15 protein-coding genes are annotated in these 19457 nt (G+C 63.0%); 4 read left to right on the top strand and 11 right to left on the bottom strand.

The window, feature by feature from the left end:
- Positions 1–45 precede the first annotated feature (45 nt).
- Positions 46–1263 (bottom strand): amidohydrolase family protein, encoded by a 1218-nt coding sequence (locus AC1D75_RS12175; protein ID WP_495515454.1) that lies wholly within the window; start codon positions 1261–1263, stop codon positions 46–48.
- A 137-nt stretch (positions 1264–1400) separates the two neighbouring features.
- On the opposite strand from AC1D75_RS12175, the gene AC1D75_RS12170 reads away from it, so the two are divergent.
- A complete protein-coding gene (locus tag AC1D75_RS12170; protein WP_495515453.1) occupies positions 1401–1979 on the top strand; it encodes an FKBP-type peptidyl-prolyl cis-trans isomerase in 579 nt (192 codons plus the stop codon).
- Between the two features lie 86 nt (positions 1980–2065).
- Here the strand turns inward: AC1D75_RS12170 and AC1D75_RS12165 are convergent, their stop codons facing one another.
- From AC1D75_RS12165 to AC1D75_RS12145, 5 genes are all read right to left on the bottom strand, one after another.
- Positions 2066–3133 carry a lipocalin-like domain-containing protein gene (locus AC1D75_RS12165; RefSeq protein WP_495515452.1) on the bottom strand — a complete coding sequence of 356 codons (1068 nt, stop codon included), beginning with the start codon at positions 3131–3133 and terminating at the stop codon, positions 2066–2068.
- Between the two features lie 54 nt (positions 3134–3187).
- Positions 3188–4663, bottom strand: coding sequence for an aldehyde dehydrogenase family protein (locus AC1D75_RS12160; RefSeq protein WP_495515451.1), 1476 nt, complete (start codon positions 4661–4663; stop codon positions 3188–3190).
- The gene (hmgA, locus tag AC1D75_RS12155) at positions 4660–6018 is read right to left on the bottom strand and encodes a homogentisate 1,2-dioxygenase (protein ID WP_495515450.1); all 1359 of its coding nucleotides are present in this window, start codon (positions 6016–6018) and stop codon (positions 4660–4662) included. The genes AC1D75_RS12160 and hmgA overlap by 4 nt, the downstream gene beginning before the upstream one ends.
- A complete protein-coding gene (locus tag AC1D75_RS12150) occupies positions 6015–7217 on the bottom strand; it encodes an oxygenase MpaB family protein (protein WP_495516061.1) in 1203 nt (400 codons plus the stop codon). Before AC1D75_RS12150 ends, hmgA begins: the two co-directional genes overlap by 4 nt.
- A gap of 83 nt (positions 7218–7300) precedes the next feature.
- Complete coding sequence (locus AC1D75_RS12145) at positions 7301–8398, bottom strand: alpha/beta hydrolase (RefSeq protein WP_495515449.1); 1098 nt, start codon at positions 8396–8398, stop codon at positions 7301–7303.
- Positions 8399–8847: 449 nt separating this feature from the next.
- On the opposite strand from AC1D75_RS12145, the gene AC1D75_RS12140 reads away from it, so the two are divergent.
- Both AC1D75_RS12140 and AC1D75_RS12135 read left to right on the top strand, forming a co-directional pair.
- A complete protein-coding gene (locus tag AC1D75_RS12140) occupies positions 8848–9426 on the top strand; it encodes a hypothetical protein (protein ID WP_495515448.1) in 579 nt (192 codons plus the stop codon).
- 186 nt (positions 9427–9612) lie between these two features.
- Entirely contained in the window at positions 9613–11361 is a 1749-nt protein-coding gene (locus tag AC1D75_RS12135; RefSeq protein WP_495515447.1) for an HNH endonuclease signature motif containing protein, read from the top strand.
- 19 nt (positions 11362–11380) lie between these two features.
- Here the strand turns inward: AC1D75_RS12135 and AC1D75_RS12130 are convergent, their stop codons facing one another.
- The gene (locus AC1D75_RS12130) at positions 11381–13252 is read right to left on the bottom strand and encodes a multicopper oxidase family protein (RefSeq protein ID WP_495516060.1); all 1872 of its coding nucleotides are present in this window, start codon (positions 13250–13252) and stop codon (positions 11381–11383) included.
- Between the two features lie 198 nt (positions 13253–13450).
- On the opposite strand from AC1D75_RS12130, the gene AC1D75_RS12125 reads away from it, so the two are divergent.
- Positions 13451–13975, top strand: a complete 525-nt coding sequence (locus AC1D75_RS12125) for a TetR/AcrR family transcriptional regulator (protein WP_495515446.1) — start codon at positions 13451–13453, stop codon at positions 13973–13975.
- 41 nt (positions 13976–14016) lie between these two features.
- On the opposite strand, the gene AC1D75_RS12120 is transcribed toward AC1D75_RS12125, so the two are convergent.
- The 4 genes from AC1D75_RS12120 to AC1D75_RS12105 all read right to left on the bottom strand — a co-directional run bounded on the left by AC1D75_RS12120 (position 14017) and on the right by AC1D75_RS12105 (position 19395).
- Positions 14017–14580, bottom strand: a complete 564-nt coding sequence (locus AC1D75_RS12120) for a dihydrofolate reductase family protein (RefSeq protein WP_495515445.1) — start codon at positions 14578–14580, stop codon at positions 14017–14019.
- A 113-nt stretch (positions 14581–14693) separates the two neighbouring features.
- Positions 14694–15335: a biliverdin-producing heme oxygenase gene (locus AC1D75_RS12115; protein WP_495515444.1), complete on the bottom strand. Its 642-nt coding sequence runs from the start codon at positions 15333–15335 to the stop codon at positions 14694–14696.
- 50 nt (positions 15336–15385) lie between these two features.
- Positions 15386–16369, bottom strand: a complete 984-nt coding sequence (locus AC1D75_RS12110; protein WP_495515443.1) for an endonuclease/exonuclease/phosphatase family protein — start codon at positions 16367–16369, stop codon at positions 15386–15388.
- On the bottom strand, positions 16366–19395 hold the full coding sequence (locus AC1D75_RS12105) for a bifunctional [glutamine synthetase] adenylyltransferase/[glutamine synthetase]-adenylyl-L-tyrosine phosphorylase (protein WP_495515442.1): 3030 nt from the start codon (positions 19393–19395) through the stop codon (positions 16366–16368). Before AC1D75_RS12105 ends, AC1D75_RS12110 begins: the two co-directional genes overlap by 4 nt.
- Between the last annotated feature and the right edge of the window lie 62 nt (positions 19396–19457).

The following is a 19457-nucleotide window of genomic DNA, read 5'->3' as shown; positions in this document are numbered from 1 at the left end:
GCCCAAATTGCCATGACGTCAGGATGTTTCAGCCCTGCCGAACCGTCAGTAGTCGATGCCCATCAGGTCCAACACGTTGGTCCGCATGATCTGATCGACTTCGACCTCTCCGAAGCCCTCGAGTTCGTGGATGAAATCGAGCGGAGTCTCCAACCCCTCGCCGTGCGGCCAATCCGACCCGAACATGACCCGGTCAGATCCCATGACCTCTACAAGTTTCGGGACGTCATCCTCGTAGTACGGCGAGACCCACAGGTGCCTGCGCAAGGTGTCCCCGGGATCTTCGACGAACAACCACGGTGCCTGGTTGGCGAGTTTGCGTAACCGCTTGAGCAGCAAATGCACCCAGTCCGAACCGTTTTCGATGCTCGCAACCCGGAGTCTCGGATGGCGCGTGAACACGCCACCGATGACGAGGCTGGCAATCGTGTCGTGGATGGCTCGATCCGATACGACCAGCGATGCCAGCGGGTCGTTGTATCGAAACGGTGCGAACTTCGGTGGCCCGCCCCAGGCCGCACCCAGGAACTCTGTGTAGCCGCTGTCGCTCAGGTGGAACGCAACCGGGATGTCCGCTTCGGCGAGCTTGGCCCACACCTTGTCGTATCGCGGATCTCCGAACGCCTTGGACGTTCCGTGGCCGGCAGGTATCGGCGCCGGACGCACCGAGACGATGCGCACATCACGCTCGATCAGACGATCGATTTCTTCCAGAGCCTGGGCGGGGTCGGCGAACGACAGCATCGGAGTCGCAAAGATCCGGCCCTGATACGCGTAGCCCCAGTCTTCGTCGAGCCATCGATTGAAGGCGGTGATGCTCGCCATCGTCGCCGGTATGTCATGTTTGAGGGCTTCTTCGACACCGCAAGCCAGCGTCGGCAGCAAGATCACACCCGACATCTGCTGCTTCTCGATCATCTCCAGCCGCAGGTCGCGATCCTGGTAGGCAGGGTTGAGCGGCTCGACCTTCGACAGACTCCGAGGGTCCACACCCTCCGGGATCTCGCCGCGGAACAGAGCGTCGAGGCAGCCCGGAACGATCACCGGGTCAAACGTGGGGTTGGGCACGAACTCGAACAACTGGCCACCGGCGAGCAGTTCGGTGTGGGTGCCCTTGGTGATGATCTCGACCCCGCGCCTTTTGAACTTCGGGTCGAGATGGCGGGTGAAGGCGTCGATCTTCTCGTAGTAGTGGTTGTCGCAGTCAACCGGGCGATCGTAGGAAACCTTGCTGCGTTGCCGACCCTCTGAAACCGTCGTCACCGTGCACCTCCCCTGAAGGTTCGTTTCACAAAGCGATACTGTCAGCCTTGCGGTTGCACTCACAGTAGCCGCGTTCGCGTCAAGTTGTCCACCGCCGCCGATCGGGGCCCCGAGTAGGGACTGTTAGGTTTCCTTTCATGATCTCCAAGCGCCTCTCCATGGCCCTCGTGGCTTCGTCCTCACTGCTACTGCTCGCCGCCTGCGGCTCCGACGACAACTCGTCGAGCGATTCCACAACCGCCGCATCTTCGGTGGCGTCGTGCCCCACGGCGGAACCGGCAGGCGACGTCGCACCGGAATGGACACTGGACGGCGCTACCGGCGCGGTGGAGGTCACCGGTTCGACCGATGCGGCGGCTCCCAAAATCACTGTCACAGAGCCGTTTTCGGTGGACGCGACCGCAGTTCAGACGCTGACCGAGGGCAATGGTGACATCGTCGCTGAGACCGCAGAGGTCTCCGTCTGCTACATGGGCGTCAACGGCCGCGACGGCACCGTCTTCGACAACAGCTACGAGCGCGGCGCACCCGTCGACTTCCCGCTCACCGGCGTCATCCCGGGCTTCCAGATGGCCATCGCCGGACAAAAGGTCGGGTCCACCGTTGCCGTTGCGATGACCTCCTCCGACGGCTACGCGTCGGGACAGCCGGCGGCCGGCATCGAAGCCGGTGACACCCTGGTGTTCGCGATCAAGATCCTCGACGCGACGAACTGACCGCACCCCCAAACGCTCCACCTATACGAAGACGCTCCACAAATATGTGGAGCGTCTTCGTATAGGTGGAGCATCTGCGGGTGCGGTCAGCGCAGCGCGACCAGTTCGTGGAGGGTCGTCCCGGTGCGATGGTGGGTTTGCTCCCCGTCGATGATCTTGAGGTCGAACGTCGACTGGAACCGGAAATACCCGGGATGCCCGATCAGTCGGTACGCGAGCGAGCGAAGTAGCTTGCTGCCGATCACCGGAATATCGTCGAGGAAGTCGTGCGCATGGAGAACGCGCTGGACATCCAGCCGCAGCTCCAGACTCCCCGGCACCTCCAGCGAGATCCAGGTGGGATAACTACGATTCGCCACCTCGTCGAACGCTGTCGGCCCGGTGGTGAACTCGACCTCTCCGGTGCTCAGGACGATGGAATCGTTGTGTGCGAGCATCAAGGGCTGGATCGCATGCGATCCGAACTTCTCCTGCGTCTTCACCGACGCGTACAGCAGTGTGTAGTCGTCCACATAGAGCCGGCCCCAGTGCCAGCAGTCGATGACACGCTTCATGTCGCCGACGCCCCAATTGTGGTCGGCGTAACCGCGGCCGTTCGCATCGAGAGTCTTCGCACCCAGCTTCACGGTTCCGGTGACGCGTGCGCGGGGTGCACCGACGATCCAGCCGAAGGAATGCTTTGCGCCGAAGTGTGTTTCACCACGCCCCGGCATCCAGGGCGGCAATTCGACCGTGAACGTGAGGTCGAACGTCACGTCTTCTTCGGCGATGAAAACGTGGTAGCTCGGCAGCCCGCCATCCTCCGGAAAGCTCACGCGTGCAGTGTTTTTGCCGATCCGCACGTCACACTTCTCTTCGGAGAAGTACGACTCCCCGCGCGGGTATTTCTTGGCGATCTCCCGGCGGGTTCCATCCGGGGCGTAGATGATGATCTCGACCCAGGGTCTGCACTTGGGAGGATCTTCAGGCCGCCGTTTGTTCAGGAACGCGACCACGGTGTGGCCGTCCTCGAGCTGGGCATCGAAATACCAGTGCTCGAATGCCGCGCCACCTGAACTGAGGTGTACCGCATTGTTTTTCGGTGTTGCATCGGTGATCACCCCGTCCTTGCGGCCGGGGCCGTTCCATGCTTCGACGATGTCCACGGTTGTCATGATCTCACTCCGTTGTTGATTTTGATCGCGGTCTGACTGTTCGGTCGACCGGGATCAGAAGGCCAGGTGGACGGTCTTTTCCTCGGTATGGGCGAGCAGACCCGCTTGACCGAGTTCGCGGCCGTACCCGCTGGCCTCACGACCACCCCACGGGAGCTGCGGCTCGGGCACACCCCAGCCATTGACCCACACCATGCCCACCCGAAGCCGGGGAATCACCGAATGTGCCGTTGACAGGCTCGATGTGTAGATCATCGCGTTGAGCCCGTATTTCGTCGCATTGGCAAGTCGCACAGCCTCATCGGTGTCGCGGAAGGTGATGACGGTGGCCACCGGGCCGAATATCTCCTCGCGAGCGATGGTCATGTCGTTGGTCCCGCGGAAGACGGTTGGTTCGACAAAGAAGCCCGAGCCGGCGATCCGGTTGCCGCCGGTGATCAGCTCGGCCTCCTGTTTGCCCTTCTCGATGTAGCCCATCACCCGGTCGAGCTGCTTTTCGTTCACGATCGTTCCCATCGTGCTCGACGGGTCCATCGGATCACCGATGACCGCAGCGCGCGCAGCCGCGGTCAAGCCCTCGACGACCTCGTCGACAATCGACTCGTGGACCAGGACTCGGGTACCAGCCGCGCACACCTGTCCCTGGTGGTAGAAGTTGCCCATCGCGATCCAGAACATCGCCGCGTCCAGATCGGCGTCCGGAAAGATCAGTTGCGGCGACTTCCCGCCGAGCTCCAAAGTCATCTTGCGGAACTTGTCGCCGGCCAACGGCTGAATCTGCTTGCCGACCCGCGCCGATCCGGTGAACGAGATCTTGTCGATACCAGCATGTCCGGCGAGCGCGGCGCCTGCTTCGTCGCCGAGTCCGGTCACAATGTTGAGCGCACCGTCGGGAAGTCCCGCCTCTCTGAACAATTCGGCCAGACGGATGGTCGACAACGACGCGTCCTCAGCGGGTTTGACGACCGCGGTGCATCCGGCAGCAAGAGCCGGCGCGAGTTTCCACGCGGCGATGACGAGCGGGTTGTTCCACGGGGTGATCGCACCGACCACACCCACCGGTTGCCGCAGCGTGAATCCGAAGCGGTGCTGCCCGGCGATGTCCGGCAGCTGAGCGGTCGATCCCTGGATTTTGTCGGCCCATCCCGCGAAATGCCGGAACACGGCGGCTGCCGCCGGGACATCACCGTTCACGGTGTCCACATACAGCTTGCCCATCTCAACCGATTCCAGTGCAGAGATGTTCTCTGCATCGGCCTCGATCAGGTCTGCCACCCGGGACAGCACCCGACCCCGCTCATGCGCGGGCATGGTTGCCCACTGCCCCTCTTCGAACTCTGCGCGAGCGACGCTGACAGCCTCGTCGACGTCGGCGGCATTGCCCGCCGGGAGTTCGACGACCAACGATTCGTCGGCAGGATTGATGGACTGGTAGGTCTGCCCACCGGCCGATGGACGTACCCGTCCACCGATCCGCAAACCCGCTTCGGGGAGCACAGGTGATTTCGGCCGGACTGCTGCAGCTGTCATGAGGACTCCCTTGTCGATGGTTGAAAGTTGCGGTGCAGACCGGACCAGACTCCGTCGTAGTCGTTCTGCCGATGCACGGCTGCCATGGCGAAGTCGGTGACCACCAGCGGCCACCTCGTCTCGAACATGAAAGCCAATGAGTTGTCGAACTTTTGAGGTGTGAGATCGGCGTTGCTACCGGCCTCGAAGGTCTGTAGATCCGGGCCGTGCGCAGCGAACATGTTGTGCAGGCTCGATCCACCGGGCACAAAGCCTTCGGCCTTCGAGTCGTGGACGCCGTAGATCAGACCCATGAACTCGGTCATCACGTTGCGATGAAAGTGCGGCGGCCGGAAGGTGTGCTCCCCCACCACCCAACGCGGCGGGAATGCCACGAAGTCGACATTGGCCTGCCCCGGTCGTTCTGACACCGACGTCAGCACCGTGAAGATCGACGGGTCGGGATGGTCCCAGCCGAGCGTCCCCATCACATTGAACTGTGCCAGGTCATATTTGTAGACGCTGTGGCTCCCATGCCACGCCACCACATCCAGCGGAGAATGATCCAGATCCGTGGCCCAGAGGTGGCCACCGAACTTGTTGACCCACTGCACATTGCGCGCCACGTCCTCGTACGCCGCCACGGGATGATGGAAGTGCCGTGCGTGTGCCAGACCGTTCGCGCCGATCGGGCCGAGCTCCGGCAGCTCGAAGTAGGCCCCGTAGTTTTCGCAGATATACCCCGATACCAGGTCATCGACGATGTCGACGGAGAACTTGATGCCACGTCCGATGACGGCGATCTCGCCCGGACCGACACCCAGCACCCCGAGTTCGGTTCGGATCGTCAGCTCACCGGATTGCGGCACGATGAGGAGTTCACCGTCGGCGTTCGAGAAGTAGCGGTCGGTCATCGAGGTTGTCGCGGAGTACAGGTGAACCGCGATTCCACTGCGCGTACGCACATCCCCGTTGGCGGCGATCGTGTAGATGCCATCGAGGAAGTCGAGGGGTCCGGTCGGCGCGGGCAACGGATCCCAGCGCAATCGGTTCGGGTCGGCCGGTGCGCTGATGGGAGCACTGCGCAGCCTGCCGTCGTCGATCCGGGTGAACGGGTGGTGCGCGGCGGTCGGCATGATCCGGTACATCCAGGTGCGCCGGTTGATGGTTCGGGGTTCGGTGAACGCGGTGCCCGAGATCTGTTCGGCGTACAGACCCATCGGCGCGTGTTGCGGTGAGTTCTGGCCGGTCACCAATGCGCCCGGGATCGCCTCGGACCAGTGCTCGTTGCCGAATCCGGACAGGTACTGCAGTTCTGCCTTGCTGTTCGACGCTGCTTTGCTGTTCGACGCTGCTTTGCTGTTCGACACAGTCATCGCCGCAATGCCCCCGAGGCGTCGAACTCTGACTCCCGGCCATCCATCTGTGCGCGGTACCAGTTCTCGCGGTGGCGGCGCATGAGCGTCTCGTGGCGAGCAGCCACCGGCGGAATCAGTCGTCGCAGGATTTCGTACACCGTCACCGCGGGTAGTCGTGCGATCAACCACAGTAATCCCGGGACAGCGCTTGGCATGTCGTACTTCTTTCGGGTCCAGGGCATCATGAATACCGCCGAATACGCCGCATAGATCATGCCGTTGTACTTTTCCCTGAACTTCTTGAGCCCGGTGTGCCCATACCGCGGCGCAAACGCTCTCGGGAACGACTCGATGAGTTCGGCACCGTGATCACCTGCATCGTGGCTGCGGGACACCGCGACCAGCAGAAGGAGCCGTAGCGAGTCGGCAATGGTCTCCGGATGCCACCGGGTCCGCACTCCGAGGACGTGACCCATGTACTTCTGGAAGTGGATCAGCTCGCGGATTTCGCTTGCAGGCGTCTGTATTCCGACCAGTCGCAGAGCGAGCGCAGGCGCCACACTACCGCCGAGCAACGTCAGCAGCATGTAGGTCTGACTGATCGGGATGCCCCACTTCTCGGTATCCCATTCGGGGTGGTCGGCCACTCGCCTGCGCACCGACACATGCATCACGCGCACCAGCATCGCGGTCTCCCGGCCTTTGCTGCCACGGGTCAGCAACGCATCCGGTTCCGACACGTCGATCCAGAACCTCGCTGTCTCGAGGAATCTGCGTAATGCGTTGTCACCGGCGTATCCGCCTGCCAGCGACAGTGGGGTCGCGACCGACGATTCGGTGTACATCTCGAGGGTGATCCCGCCGGCAACACTGAACAACATTGTGCCCCAACGCCGCCAGATCGCCGCACCCCGTTCGACCATCTCCGGATCCACCCAGTCCGGCACATGCTCGAACTCTTCGAACAGGGCCACCATCGACTCCGGTGGATCGGTGAGCGACGAAATGCCCTCGGCCAAGGCCTGTTGCAGCATCGCGCGCCCACGGGTGGGCCCGATTTCGCCGTAGAAGACCTCGTCGACAAACCGTTCCGCAACGGGATCCGCCGTGAACATGTCGGCACAGATGTCGTCGATCTGCTGCTGCTTCGGGAACATCTCGGTACCGAAGATCCGGCGCACCAACGTCTGCGCCCGCTGGACACCCGGGGAGTTCATTCCCTCCTCGTAGCAGAAAGCAGTCGGATGGCTTGCGGTTTCCGGGCCGGATTCGACTGTCGGCACCGCGGTTTGGTCGATGGTCACGATTCGAATCCCTCTGCAAGTTCGCGTTTGATGAGCCAGGACTTCAAGTCTTCGACGATCATCGGTAGGCCACCGGGCTGATCGACGAGGTAGTGGTTGAGGTTGTCGAGTTCGGTCAGCGACGCCTGCGGATCCGCCGATGCCTCGTACATATCGCGCGAGTCACTGACAAATGCGGCCTGATCGGCGCGCAGACAGACCACCGTTGTCGGTGTTGTGATCGCCTTCAGGTTGCGCAGCGCATCGGCGTTGGTGCGATCGAAACTCCAGGTGCTCAACCACGATCGGACCGTGCTGAACCGGGCGAGGCCACCGGCCGCCATGTTCGCCGCGGCCGGGTCGCCGTACATACTCCCGATCGCGCGGTCGCTGAGATCGACTGCGAGGTCGACAAACCGCGGGTCGGCCACGGTGCGATGGACAACAAATGCGCGATCAGCCGCGCCATGTCGATCGAGTACCTGCAGCTGGTCGAGAGCCCATCCGTCGATGCGGCGAATGCGACGAAGCTGCGCGTCGCGGTATTCCTCCACCCAGGCCGGATCCAGCGGAACCGTTCGTCGGGGATTGTAGAGATTCAGATGTTCGTCGGTCTCAAAGGGATTCGATTCATCGACCACAGAGCCATCGATCCAATGCCGCAACACCCTTGCGCGACCGGGATGGGCACCGATGAGCGCAAGCCCGTCGGCGGGCACCAGTCCAGACATGTCAACCGGATCTCCCGCGGGCGTTTGCGTGACATCGTTGTTCAACGCTTGGGCCTGGTAGAACGCGGCCAACGACCCTCCCCCGCTGAAACCGAGAATGACGACCTTCTCGAATCCCAGCACTTCGCGCATCCACCGCACACCACAACCGAGATCGAGCGCGGCCCGCTCCATGATCAACGCCGGCTCATTGGTGCTGTATCGCGTGTTGATACCCATGATCGGAACGCCCGCTTCAGCGAATCCGCGGAGCAGGAAGTGGGTCAGGAAGTTGGACGCGGGATGAGCCATGATCAGGCCAACGCGCTTCGAATGTGCCTCTGGCGCCACAAAATTGGCGGGCAAAGTCGGATAGTGACGAGTCAGACCCGAATGGCTCTCCACCCGCCCATCCGTGGCCGGTTCGAACGGGATTCGCTGGAAACTGTCACCAATCGTCAAACCTGGGCTCAATTCCTGTTTCGGCGCGGCACATGACTTCACGTGATCAAGACACGGCGGCTATTGCGATCCAGATCACAAGTCGCGACCGTACCATACCCGATGGTATGTTCCAGGGAAACCAAAGAACCGCCTGGCCCGCCGACCACGATCGACACGACCATGGGACCTCCTTTGGGATGCACCAACCGTCCAGGCGTGGCGCACAGAAGACCACGATTGGGCGATCGCCATGTACACCGGCGAACTCGACCCCACTGCCCTGACCGCTCTCCAAGAGCTACTCCACCCCGGCAAACACGTCATCGGCCGTCCCGACATCGCAAGTTGACGAAGAGATCACCGGGCCTTTTGGCTTCCAGTTCTCTACGCTGACCGGAATACTGACCGGAATGACGAACAACCCCGAGTGGCGCGTCGCCGATATCGAGACCAACATGTCGGCGGGCGAATGGATTCGAGATGCAATCCCCCGGTTCGGTCACCGCGTTGATTCGCTCGTGCCACCGATATTCGATGCATACTGCCGTGTCCTACACCCGCCAGGAGATGCTGACAACAGCTGGACCAGCTGGTCGGCCGTCGCCGATCACACGCGCGCAACCATCCACCCCACCGTCGAATGGGGCTCCATGATCGAATCCGGCAAACTCAGCGGCCGCGGAACCGGAGCGCGCGCGGTGTGGGATATAGCCCCCGACAGAGGCGAGCTGGTCAACTGGCAACGTCGCATTCTCGCCGAAGTGCTTGCCACTCAAACCACAAGCCCCGACGACTGCTGGTTCGGCATCTGGGAAGGACAAAGCTTTCAAGGTGTCGACCTCGATGGCCCGCGCCTGAAGCTGCCATCCCGCAATCACTACCTCTTCCATGGGCGCGTGATCGACGCAGTGAACCACTTCCAGGGGCATGGCCCGAGCATCTGGTGGCCGGCAGACCGGTCGTGGCTGTGGCCACCGATGTCGACCTGATGTCCACCTACATCGGATGCACCATCGCTTGTTCACAGGCCCTACTGAATACGCATGGACTCGAGGTCGTGGCGACGGTCGCCGACAACCAAATCACCTGGGACAGCGACACTGTCAACTCTCGACCACCCCATCCCCGGAGATGATCTCCATCGTTTGTCAGACCTCTCATCTAGACTCAAATGTATGTTCGAGGGGGAGATCGAAGATGCAGGTGGGGACGATGAAATCGGCCCTGTCGAGTCGCTGGGTGTCAACGAGTTGTTGCGTAACACCGAGCTCGCGATGGTCCAGCAGTCGCGGATGGAGTGGGAGCGGTATGCCGCTGCAGCGATGCTGCATCGACATCTCGTCGAGCCGACCGTAGGGACCGAGGCGGAGATGCGCGCGCTTGATCCGTTCGCGCAGTGTGCGGCGAGATTGTCTGCGGCACAGGGATTGACGCAGCGGACCGCGGAGCTCCAGATCAATCGCGGGGTCGCGCTGCGCGATCGCCTGCCTGCGGTCAATGCGTTGTTGAAAGCCGGCCGCATCGCCGCGCACCACATCCCCGACATCATCGCCCGCACCGAACTGATCGAGGGTTCGGCCCATATGGCCGAGATCGATCGCGCGATCGCCGAAGCACTGCGTCGGCGGGGTTCGTGGTCCAAGGGCCGGATGCGAGACATGGTCGATGCCATCATCTTCCGTCGAGACCCGGACCTGGTGCGTAAGAACCGTGAGGACGCGAAAAACAACCGTGGGGTGTGGGCCAACAACACCGACCACGGCATGGCGGTGCTGGATGCCCATTCCACGGCCGAGGAATTGACGTTGATCGTGGCGCGGCTCGAAAAGCTGGCCATGGCCACGTGTAAGGCTGACCCGCGGAAGAAGTCTGATCGGATGGCTGATGCGTTGTTCGCCACGGTGATGGGCCGTGAGTTCCTCTGTGAATGCCCGAACGACCCAAAACATCCTTGTACCGCCGAGATTGTCACTGTTCCTGCCGGCCAGATGGTTTCGGGTGTGGATGTGAAGATCGTGCTGCATGTGATCACCGATCAAGTCACCCTTGACGGTCGAGCCGAGAATCCGGGGTTCATGGATGGTCACGGCGTGATCTCCGGTGATCATGTTCGTGACATCGCGGCCCGCCCGGAAACTGTGCAGCGGCCGATGGGCAACAAACCTGCACCTGCTCCGCCGGAGCCGGCACAGCCTCAGTCTGAGGCCGACTCGACACCCGAGCAGCTCGAACCCGTGCAACCTGAACCCGAGCGGCCCGAACAAAAGACGCCGACGCCGAAGCGGCCGAAGGTGTACATGCGCGGACCGCAGAACCCACCTGCCACGGATGCCCCCAACGACAGCGCCATCGTCGTAGCGCCGTTCCCACAGGTGATTCCGCTCCCGGCCACCCAACCCGGCGACCATTACCGGCCGTCAGTGGTCCTGGACACCTACCTTCGGATCCGGGATGTCTACTGCATGTGGCCCGGCTGTGAGCACAAGGCCTGGGGAGCCGACCTGGACCACACCTGCGAGTACAACCACAACGACCCCGACGCCGGTGGCTGCACACATCCCTCAGAGATGAAGACACTGTGCCGTTTTCACCATCAGCTGAAGACGTACTCCGACTGGCTTGATGACCAGTACCCCGACCCCGAGACCGGGCGGACCCGGCTGATTTTCACCACACCCGAACGCCGCCACTACGACGGCCCGGGATGGACCGGCGACGATCTGTTCCCGACGTTGAGGTTGATCGTCTTCGACAACCAACGCGGCTCACCTAAGACCTCGCCGTCACGAACACCGCCGCCACCGTCAGCGGGCAGGACACAAACCCGCACCGCCGCCAAACACGCACGCCGCCGACAAGAACGCCAACAGAATCGCCGACTCCGAAAAGAACAGGAAAGGAACACGCCCCCGGCACCGTTCTGACGCCATGCCGTTGTAACGACTACTCGACGGTCCGGAACTTCAGCATCATGTCGTGATCTTCGTGATCGAGGAGGTGACAATGCCAGACATAGCCCTGCAGCATCGCCGGGGTGTCACCGTGCGCATCGGAATGCTGATGATGTGTAGGCGCCTCGGGGGCAACCGGATCCACGATCGCGGGCTCAGTTGGTGCCGCGACCGGGAGGTTCACCGGCAACGCGGTCGGGTCGGACGAGAACATCGCATCGGGATCGAAGTGCAGTTCTTCCGCGGTCGGGAAACGGACAACGATCCTGGTCACGGTTCCCGGATCGACGCGCACGGTGTCTTTCCAGCCAGCCTCCCATCGCGCAGGCACCACCATCGGGCCTGCGAGGAAGTTCGTCGGATCGGGTGTCCACTTCACGCCGATGGCCGGTTGCGGATGTGCCGCCTGGTATTCGACGGTCCGCAGCGGGGTACGACCGAGAATCCGGAAGGTCACCAGGTGGATGTGAATTGGATGGGGGTCATCGGTGATGTTGACGATGTTCCAGATCTCGGTGGTCCCCTGCTTCGGCTTCTCGATCTGCGGATCGGAGAATCGAAGGTTGTTCAGCGACATGATTGCCGGCGGATTTCGGAGCGCGTAGGGCTGGCTGAGCGTGACCGTGCGCTGCGACGTCGGCTTTGCCAACGGCGGCAACACTTCTGGCAGGCCTCGGCCACCCCGCAACTCGGTGGGTACCGGCCCGGTGAAGCCCTTCTGCCCGGTGGATCTGAAACGACAAAAGACCGGCAGCGCCACAGCACCCAAGATACGGGCCTGGAACGGAGGCTCCTCGTCGTTGCACAACTCCACCGATTCACCCGCAGCCAGACCGGCGAAGTCCACCAACAGGTCGTAACGCTCGGCCGGTGAGACCTGCAGCGAGCGAACTGGTTCAGGCGCACCCAGCAATCCGTGTTCGTTGCCGATGACCCAGAACTGCATCCGATTGGAGAAGAACAGATTCCACACACTGAAAGATGCGGCGTTGATGAGTCGGAAACGGTAGAGCCCACGGTCGACGTCCAGGTTGGGCCAGGCCTTACCGTTGACCATGCCGACGTCGCCGACCGCGCCACCTTCCCAACCCCCCTCCGGCACAAACAGAGTCGAGCGAAGGCTCTGGAACCCGTCCGCGCCGAACAGCTTCTCCTGCAGAATCAGTGGCATCTCGTAGTCATCGGCAGGCAGATTCAGCGCATTGTCCCTGCGACCGGTGTCGTAGCCGTCGCGCAAAAAGTACATACCGGCCAGTCCCGCAGCCACGTTGGCACGCGTGATCCCCATCGCGTGGTCGTGGTACCAGAGGTGGCCGGCTTCCTGTCGATGCGGGAAGAAGTGAGTTGCCGTCCCACCACCCGGCAGCAGGACTCGCTGCGGATGTCCATCGCTGTCGGGTGCGCTGACGCCGCCGTGGAGATGAAGGTTCGTCGGCGGACGCGTTCGCCATGACTCCGAGACCCCGTGAATCGATGTGTCCAGATCGACCCCAAAGGGATGTCCGTCAATGGCATTCGCGAGTGTGACGACACCCGGTTGATCAACATGCGCTTCGATCGTCGGCCCCAGATACGGCATGTCGTTGAACCCGAAAGCCGGCGAGGCGGGCAGATCGGCGTGGAACTTCGCGCGCGTGGTCCTGGCCGTCAGATGCAATTCGCTGCCACTGATCACCGGAGGTCGAGGCATCTCGTCGACAAACTTGCGCATCGGCGGCGAATGAAAGAGAAGCGGGCTGTCGAATGGAGGATCCGGTAGCGGCGGCGCCGCACCGGCAACACCTGTGCGGGTCGCAACGAAGCCTGCTGCGGCCGCGACTGCCGCACCTCGTAGTGCGGTACGGCGATCGATCTGCTTGCCCAAATTCACCCGACCTCCGATCCGCCTCGATTGAGGCGGCCGTCACACTACCCTACTGCAGGGTATGGGCGAAGTTGCACGCCGATCGTTCGACGTATCATCGAATTCATGCGCCCGAATCGAGACATCTCTGCTGGATGCGATTGGGTGGCGCGGTAATTGGCCACTCGATCAAAGCGGGACACGAGCTCACGGTTGTCGATGCAGGACTGGCTGGATGCTGCGCTCGACCTCCTCATCCGTGAGGGTGTGGGTGAGGTCAAGATCAGCCGCCTGTGCCAAGAACTCCGCGTGACGAAGGGCAGTTTCTACTGGCACTTCGAGGACATCAACGCACTGATGAACGCGCTCGCCGACCACTGGAAGACAACCCAGGTCGAGGCCTTGCGCGGCCTGGCCGACATCGAGAACATCCCTGCCGATCAGCGACTCGAGCAGATGGCCGGGATGCTGGTCGAACGCAACTGGTCGGTAGAGGCTGCGATCAGGGAATGGGCGCTGCGAAACGAAGAGGTTGACAAGTCGGTCCGTGAACTCGATCGACGGATTTTCGACCTCGTCCGCGAAGCACTCATCGAGCTCGACCTCAGCGAACAAGACGCCCGGCTTCGCGCCGGACTCCTCGTCTACGCAGGCATCGGGTTCATCCACGGCCACGCCAGCCTGCCGACACCGACCAGCGACGACATCCGCGCGTTGTTCGCGATACTGGTCGGCGATCGCTGATCGGATCCGCTCCGCGTCGGATTCGCCCAGTGCCTGCTCATTCAGCGGAGGACGTCGAAGACCTGCTTGGTGATGCCGTTGCCGTACGCCTCGTACTCGGTGAGCTTCAGCTTGGTGGCGTCCTTGTCGGCTTCGCTGAACAAGCGTTTGCCGCCGCCGAGCAGCAGAGGGAACACCAGCAGGTGATAGCGGTCAACCAGTCCGGCGTCGGCCAGGCTGCGACCGAGAGTCGCGCTGCCGTGCACGGCGATCGGGCCGCCCTCGGTCGCTTTGAGCGCAGCCACGTCTTCAACCGACCGCAGGATCGTTGCCGGCCAGCGCGCGTCGTCCGATTCCAGAGTTGTCGACACCACATAACGGGGCATCGCGTTGTATTCGGCGAACTCGTCCATCGTCGGCCACACCGGGGCAAACGCCTCGTACGAGGTCCGGCCCAGCAGCAGTGCGGTGGTCTCCTGCTGCTCACGTCCCTTGATCTCGTAGGCGGCCGGATCGAACTCGACGTCTTTGAAGGTCCACCCGGAGTTGCGGTACCCGGGCTCGCCGCCCGGGGCCTCCATGACCCCGTCGAGCGAGACAAAAGCAGTGACGATCAGGGTTCGCATGATGTTTCTCCTTGTTGAGTGGTTCCTACACTCACGGTTGAGTGGTTCGTACACTCACGTCGATTGAACTTCCCTCATATCGACAACCACGCGCAGGAAAAATCATCGGCGCTCTAGCCGGTGTGCACGCCCAGTTCGGCAAACAGGGCCTCGTTGAACCCGAAGGCCCGCACTGCCTCGTCCAGAAGGCGCGTAACGGCCAACTCATCGAGTGCCAATCCGTCGATCGACTCGGCGTAGGCGTCCTTGAATCGCTTCAGCTTGTCGATGTCGAAGTTGTAGAAACTCAAGACCTCATCGGTCAGGCCGTAGTGCAGCTTCAGTCGGCTCCGGACGATCTGGCCGCCCGAGAGGTCACCGAGGTACCGCGTGTAATGGTGTGCCACAAAGGCAACCGGATCAGCGGCGCTGTCCCGGATGCACGCTGCGTACTGGGCGGTCGACGGCAACAGTTCGACCTCGGACACCGAGACTCCCAGCGCGTCGAGGTCTGCGGCCAGCCGTGGCAGACGCCGCAGACGTTCGTCCATCACCACACCGGCGATCGGATCGTCGACGAGCTGATCACACACCGACTCCAAAGCCTCATAGATGAAGTACTGCTGCGCCGCCATCGCCCGGTAGGCGTCAGCGGTGAGCTCGCCCTCCATGAGGCTTCCGATGAACGCAGCGCCTTCTGCCCGAGTGTGCGCACTGGCTGTTGCCGCGCGCAACCGATCCATTGTCGTACCCGATGCAACAGGCGTTTCCGTCATCGCGTCCCTCTCCGAGCCAACCGGTCGAACATCACCGGGTTAGGTCAACCTCAGTTAGGTATAAGTGATACCACCAGGGCGCGATGATCGGCATCCTCGATCCCAAAACTGTCCAGCTCCACCGCGGTGAATCCGCGCGAGATCACGTGGTCGATCCCGATCGCAGGCGGATAGCTGCGGTCGGCCGGATAGGTCATCTTCCAGCCGGCCCCGGACTGATCGGTGGCATCGGCGAATCCGTCGGCCAACAGCTCTCGGAACTGCCGGTGGTCCCAGGTCGCGTTGAAGTCGCCGCTGACGATCACCCGATCGGTGTCCGTCGAGTGGACGATCCCGCGTAGACGTTTCATCTCCTCGACCCAGCGCCACGGATCGTACGGGTAAGGCGGAATCGGGTGCACGGCGAAAACCGTGGTGTTCGCAGCACCGGGCAGGTCGACTTCGACCCGGAGATTGTTGAGCCCGAAGTCGTTGAGCTCCGCAGTGTTTCGCAGTGGATAGCGGCTGAAGATCCCGGTTCCCACGCCACCTTCGCCCGGTACGACGAACTCGTAGGGCAACAGGCTCCGCACATCGGTCTTCTCGATCCGTTCCAGCGCTTGCGGAGTCAGTTCCTCGACCGTGAGCAGATGCGCCTTGCTGGCCCGAACCTGCGCCACCAGTTCCTCGACGTTTGCCTCACCAAGCGTGATGTTGGACTGCACCACCACGATTCGCTCACCGGACGGTGCATCCGAGGCGATGAACAATGGCGCCTGCGTCCAGATGCCGACGCCGAGCAGGGTCACCGTCAGAGCCGTGGTGAGCCAGCGCTGTGTCGCGGCCAGGATGATGGTCGCCGGAATGCCTGCGAGCAGAAGCCACGGCACGGCACTGGCGAACGCGGTGGAGACCCGCCCCTTGCCCGGATAGAAGTGCAGCCAGATCGCCGCGACAACGGCGCCGAGTAGCGCCCAGCCGAGAAGCACGGCAACCAGATACAGAACCTTGAATACCGGACCACGCCCGGCGAGGCGTTCGGAAGTCCGCCTCACCCGCCGAATACCTTCAGCACCACGGCCTTGGCCCGGCGCGTGACCCGCAAGTAGTTGTCCAAGAACACCCCCGAGTCGTCGTCATGCCAGCCGGCGGCAAAGGCGACCGCGCGCAATGCTTTTCCTGGTCCGGGGAGTTGATCGATGGCCTTTCCGCGCACCAGCACCAATGCGTTGCGGGCTTTTGTCGCGGTCAGCCAGGCCTCTTTCAGGAGTGCCACATCTTCTTCGGCGAGCAGTTCGGCCGCGCCGATCGCATCGAGACATTCCAGGGTCGACGTGTTGTGCAGCGCCGGGATCCGATGGGCGTGCCGCAACTGCAACAGTTGCACCGTCCACTCCACGTCCGCCAGACCACCGCGCCCCAGCTTCGTGTGGGTCGCGGGATCGGCACCTCGCGGCAACCGCTCGGCGTCGACACGGGCCTTGATCCGGCGGATCTCCCGAACCGCGTCGGACGAGACGCCGCCTGATGGATAACGGATCTTGTCGGCCATGTGCAGGAAGGCGATGCCGACCTCGTCGTCACCGGCCACCTGATGAGCCCGCAACAGCGCCTGGACCTCCCAGGCCTGTGCCCACTGCTCGTAGTAGGCCGCATAGGCCGCAAGCGTGCGGACCACCGGACCGTTGCGGCCCTCCGGACGCAAACCGGTGTCGACCTCGAGGGGCGGATCGGCGCTGGGTGTCCCGAGCTGCGATCGCACCTTGTCCGCGATGCTGTTGGCCCAGCGCACCGCTTCGGCGTCATCGACGCCTTCTTCCGGTTCACAGACGAAGAGCACATCGGCATCGGATCCGTAGCCGAGTTCGCCGCCGCCGAGCCGGCCCATGCCTATGACTGCGATGCGCGCCGGTGCGGGTGAGCCACGTTCGGCGACAGAGGCATTCACCACGACCTGCAGAGCCGCATTGAGCACCCCGGCCCACACGAGCGACAGCGCCCGGCAGACCTCTGGGACGTCGTACATGCCGAGGAGGTCCGCCGATGCGATCCGGGCGAGCTCTCCACGGCGATGGGAACGAGCCACCGAGATCGCCATCTTGACGTCGCGGTGCCGCAGGGCCGAGGCGACCATCCCTGCCACGACGTCCTCCGAGTCGACCTCGGTCAGCTTGGGGCCACTGGCCCCGTCGGCGTAGAGACGAATCACGTCGGGCGTCCGCATCAGCAACTCTGCGGCGTACACCGAGGTACCGAGCACGGTCATCAGACGCTCGGCGACGACACCTTCGTCCCGGAGCAACCGCAGGAACCAGTCCCGGTCCGCGGCTGCGTCACACAACCGCCGGTAGTTCAACAGGCCGGCGTCGGGATCCGGTGTGCGGCTGAGCCATTCGAGCAATGTCGGGAGCAGCAGTTCCTGGATCTGCCCCTTACGGCCAGCCGTGGAGACCAAGGCTTTGAGATGCCCGAGGGCGTTTTCCGGTTTGGTGTAGCCAAGGGCGGCAAGCCGCCGGACCGCCGAACTCGTCGACAGGCGCAACTCATCCTTCTCGAAACGGGTGACCGCTTCGAGCAACGGGCGATAGAAGAGCTTTTCGTGCAACTTGCGCACCCGATAGGACTGACGGCGAACTTCCTCGCGCAGCGTGCCACCGGCATCGAGGTCGCCCTCCGGCCGGATGTGGGCGGCGCGGGCCAGCCAGCGCACCGCCTCATAGTCGTCGAACTCCGGCAGGGTGTGGGTTCGCTTGAGACGCTGCAACTGCAGGCAATGTTCCAGCAATCGCAAGAACTCGTAGGACGCAATGAGATTCGCGCCGTCATCGCGTCCGACATAACCACCGTCGCGCAAGACGGTCAACGCCTCGACGGTGCTCTTGACCCGGAGCGACTCGTCCACGCGCCCGTGCACCATCTGCAACAGCTGGACGGCGAACTCCACGTCACGCAGCCCGCCCCGACCGAGCTTGATCTCGCGCACCCGCAGATCTTCGGGTAGCTGGGCCTCCACCCGTCGGCGCATCGCCTGCACGTCGACAACGAAGTCTTCGCGTTCTGAGGCCTCCCAGACCATCGGACTGACGGCGTCGACATATGCGCGCCCGAGCTCCATGTCCCCGGTCATCGGGCGAGCCTTGAGTAGGGCCTGGAACTCCCAGGTCTTCGCCCAGCGCCGGTAATAGGTCAGGTGCGATTCGAGGGTCCGGGTCAGCGCACCGGCCTTGCCTTCGGGACGTAGCGCGGCATCGACCTCGAAGAAGGCGAGAGAGCCGACCCGCATCATCTCCCCTGCGATCCGGCTCGTCTCCGCGTCAGCGGGTTCGCTGACGAAGATGACGTCGACATCGCTGACGTAATTCAGCTCACGCGCACCACATTTGCCCATCGCGACAACCGCGAGCCTGGACTTCAGCGGTTTGTCACCGCAGACTTCTGCGACGCCCACCGCGAGCGCTGCGGTCAGCGCCGCGTCGGCGAGGTCGGCAAGGTAGGCGCCGACTTCACTGAACCGCATGACCGGTTCATCCTCCACTGTCGGCGCCAGGTCTCGGGCAGCCAACTGCAGCAACAGATTGCGGTAGGCCAACCGGAGCGCGGGAACTGCCTTGGGACCGGTGAGCTGCGCACGGAAGACCAGGTTGCCGTCATCGACGCCGGTTTCGCGACCGTTGTATGCCGGCTCCGGCTGCGCGCCCACCGAATCGAGCATCGATTGCCTGACCTCGTCGAGACCGGGCAGCTCCGGGCGGGTCAGCAGTCGCCAGGTCTCCGGCTCTGCGACGAGGTGATCACCGAGCGCGGTGGACGATCCGAGTACCGCGAACAGCCGGCCACGAAAACTCCGGTCCGTACGCAGGAGGCGATCGATCTGCGCCCAGTCCCCTTCGACAGCACTACGCAGGCGCACCAGAGCACGCAGTGCGATATCGGCGCTGGGTGCGCGCGACAACGCCCACAGCAGGTCGATGCTTGCTTCATCACCCCAGCCGAGTTCGGCCAGGTCCGCGGCGGCCGTCGGTTCGAGTAGACCGAGTCGGCCGACGCTGGGAACGCGGGATCGGGACGCAGGTGGTGTCACAGAGGTAAACCGTACTGGGCTAGGCCCCGGTCACACCATGAGCCCACCCGGAGCCCGCGAGG

It is taken from the genome of Williamsia sp. Y712, assembly GCF_059445525.1.
This window is presented reverse-complemented; position numbering and strand designations above follow the sequence as displayed.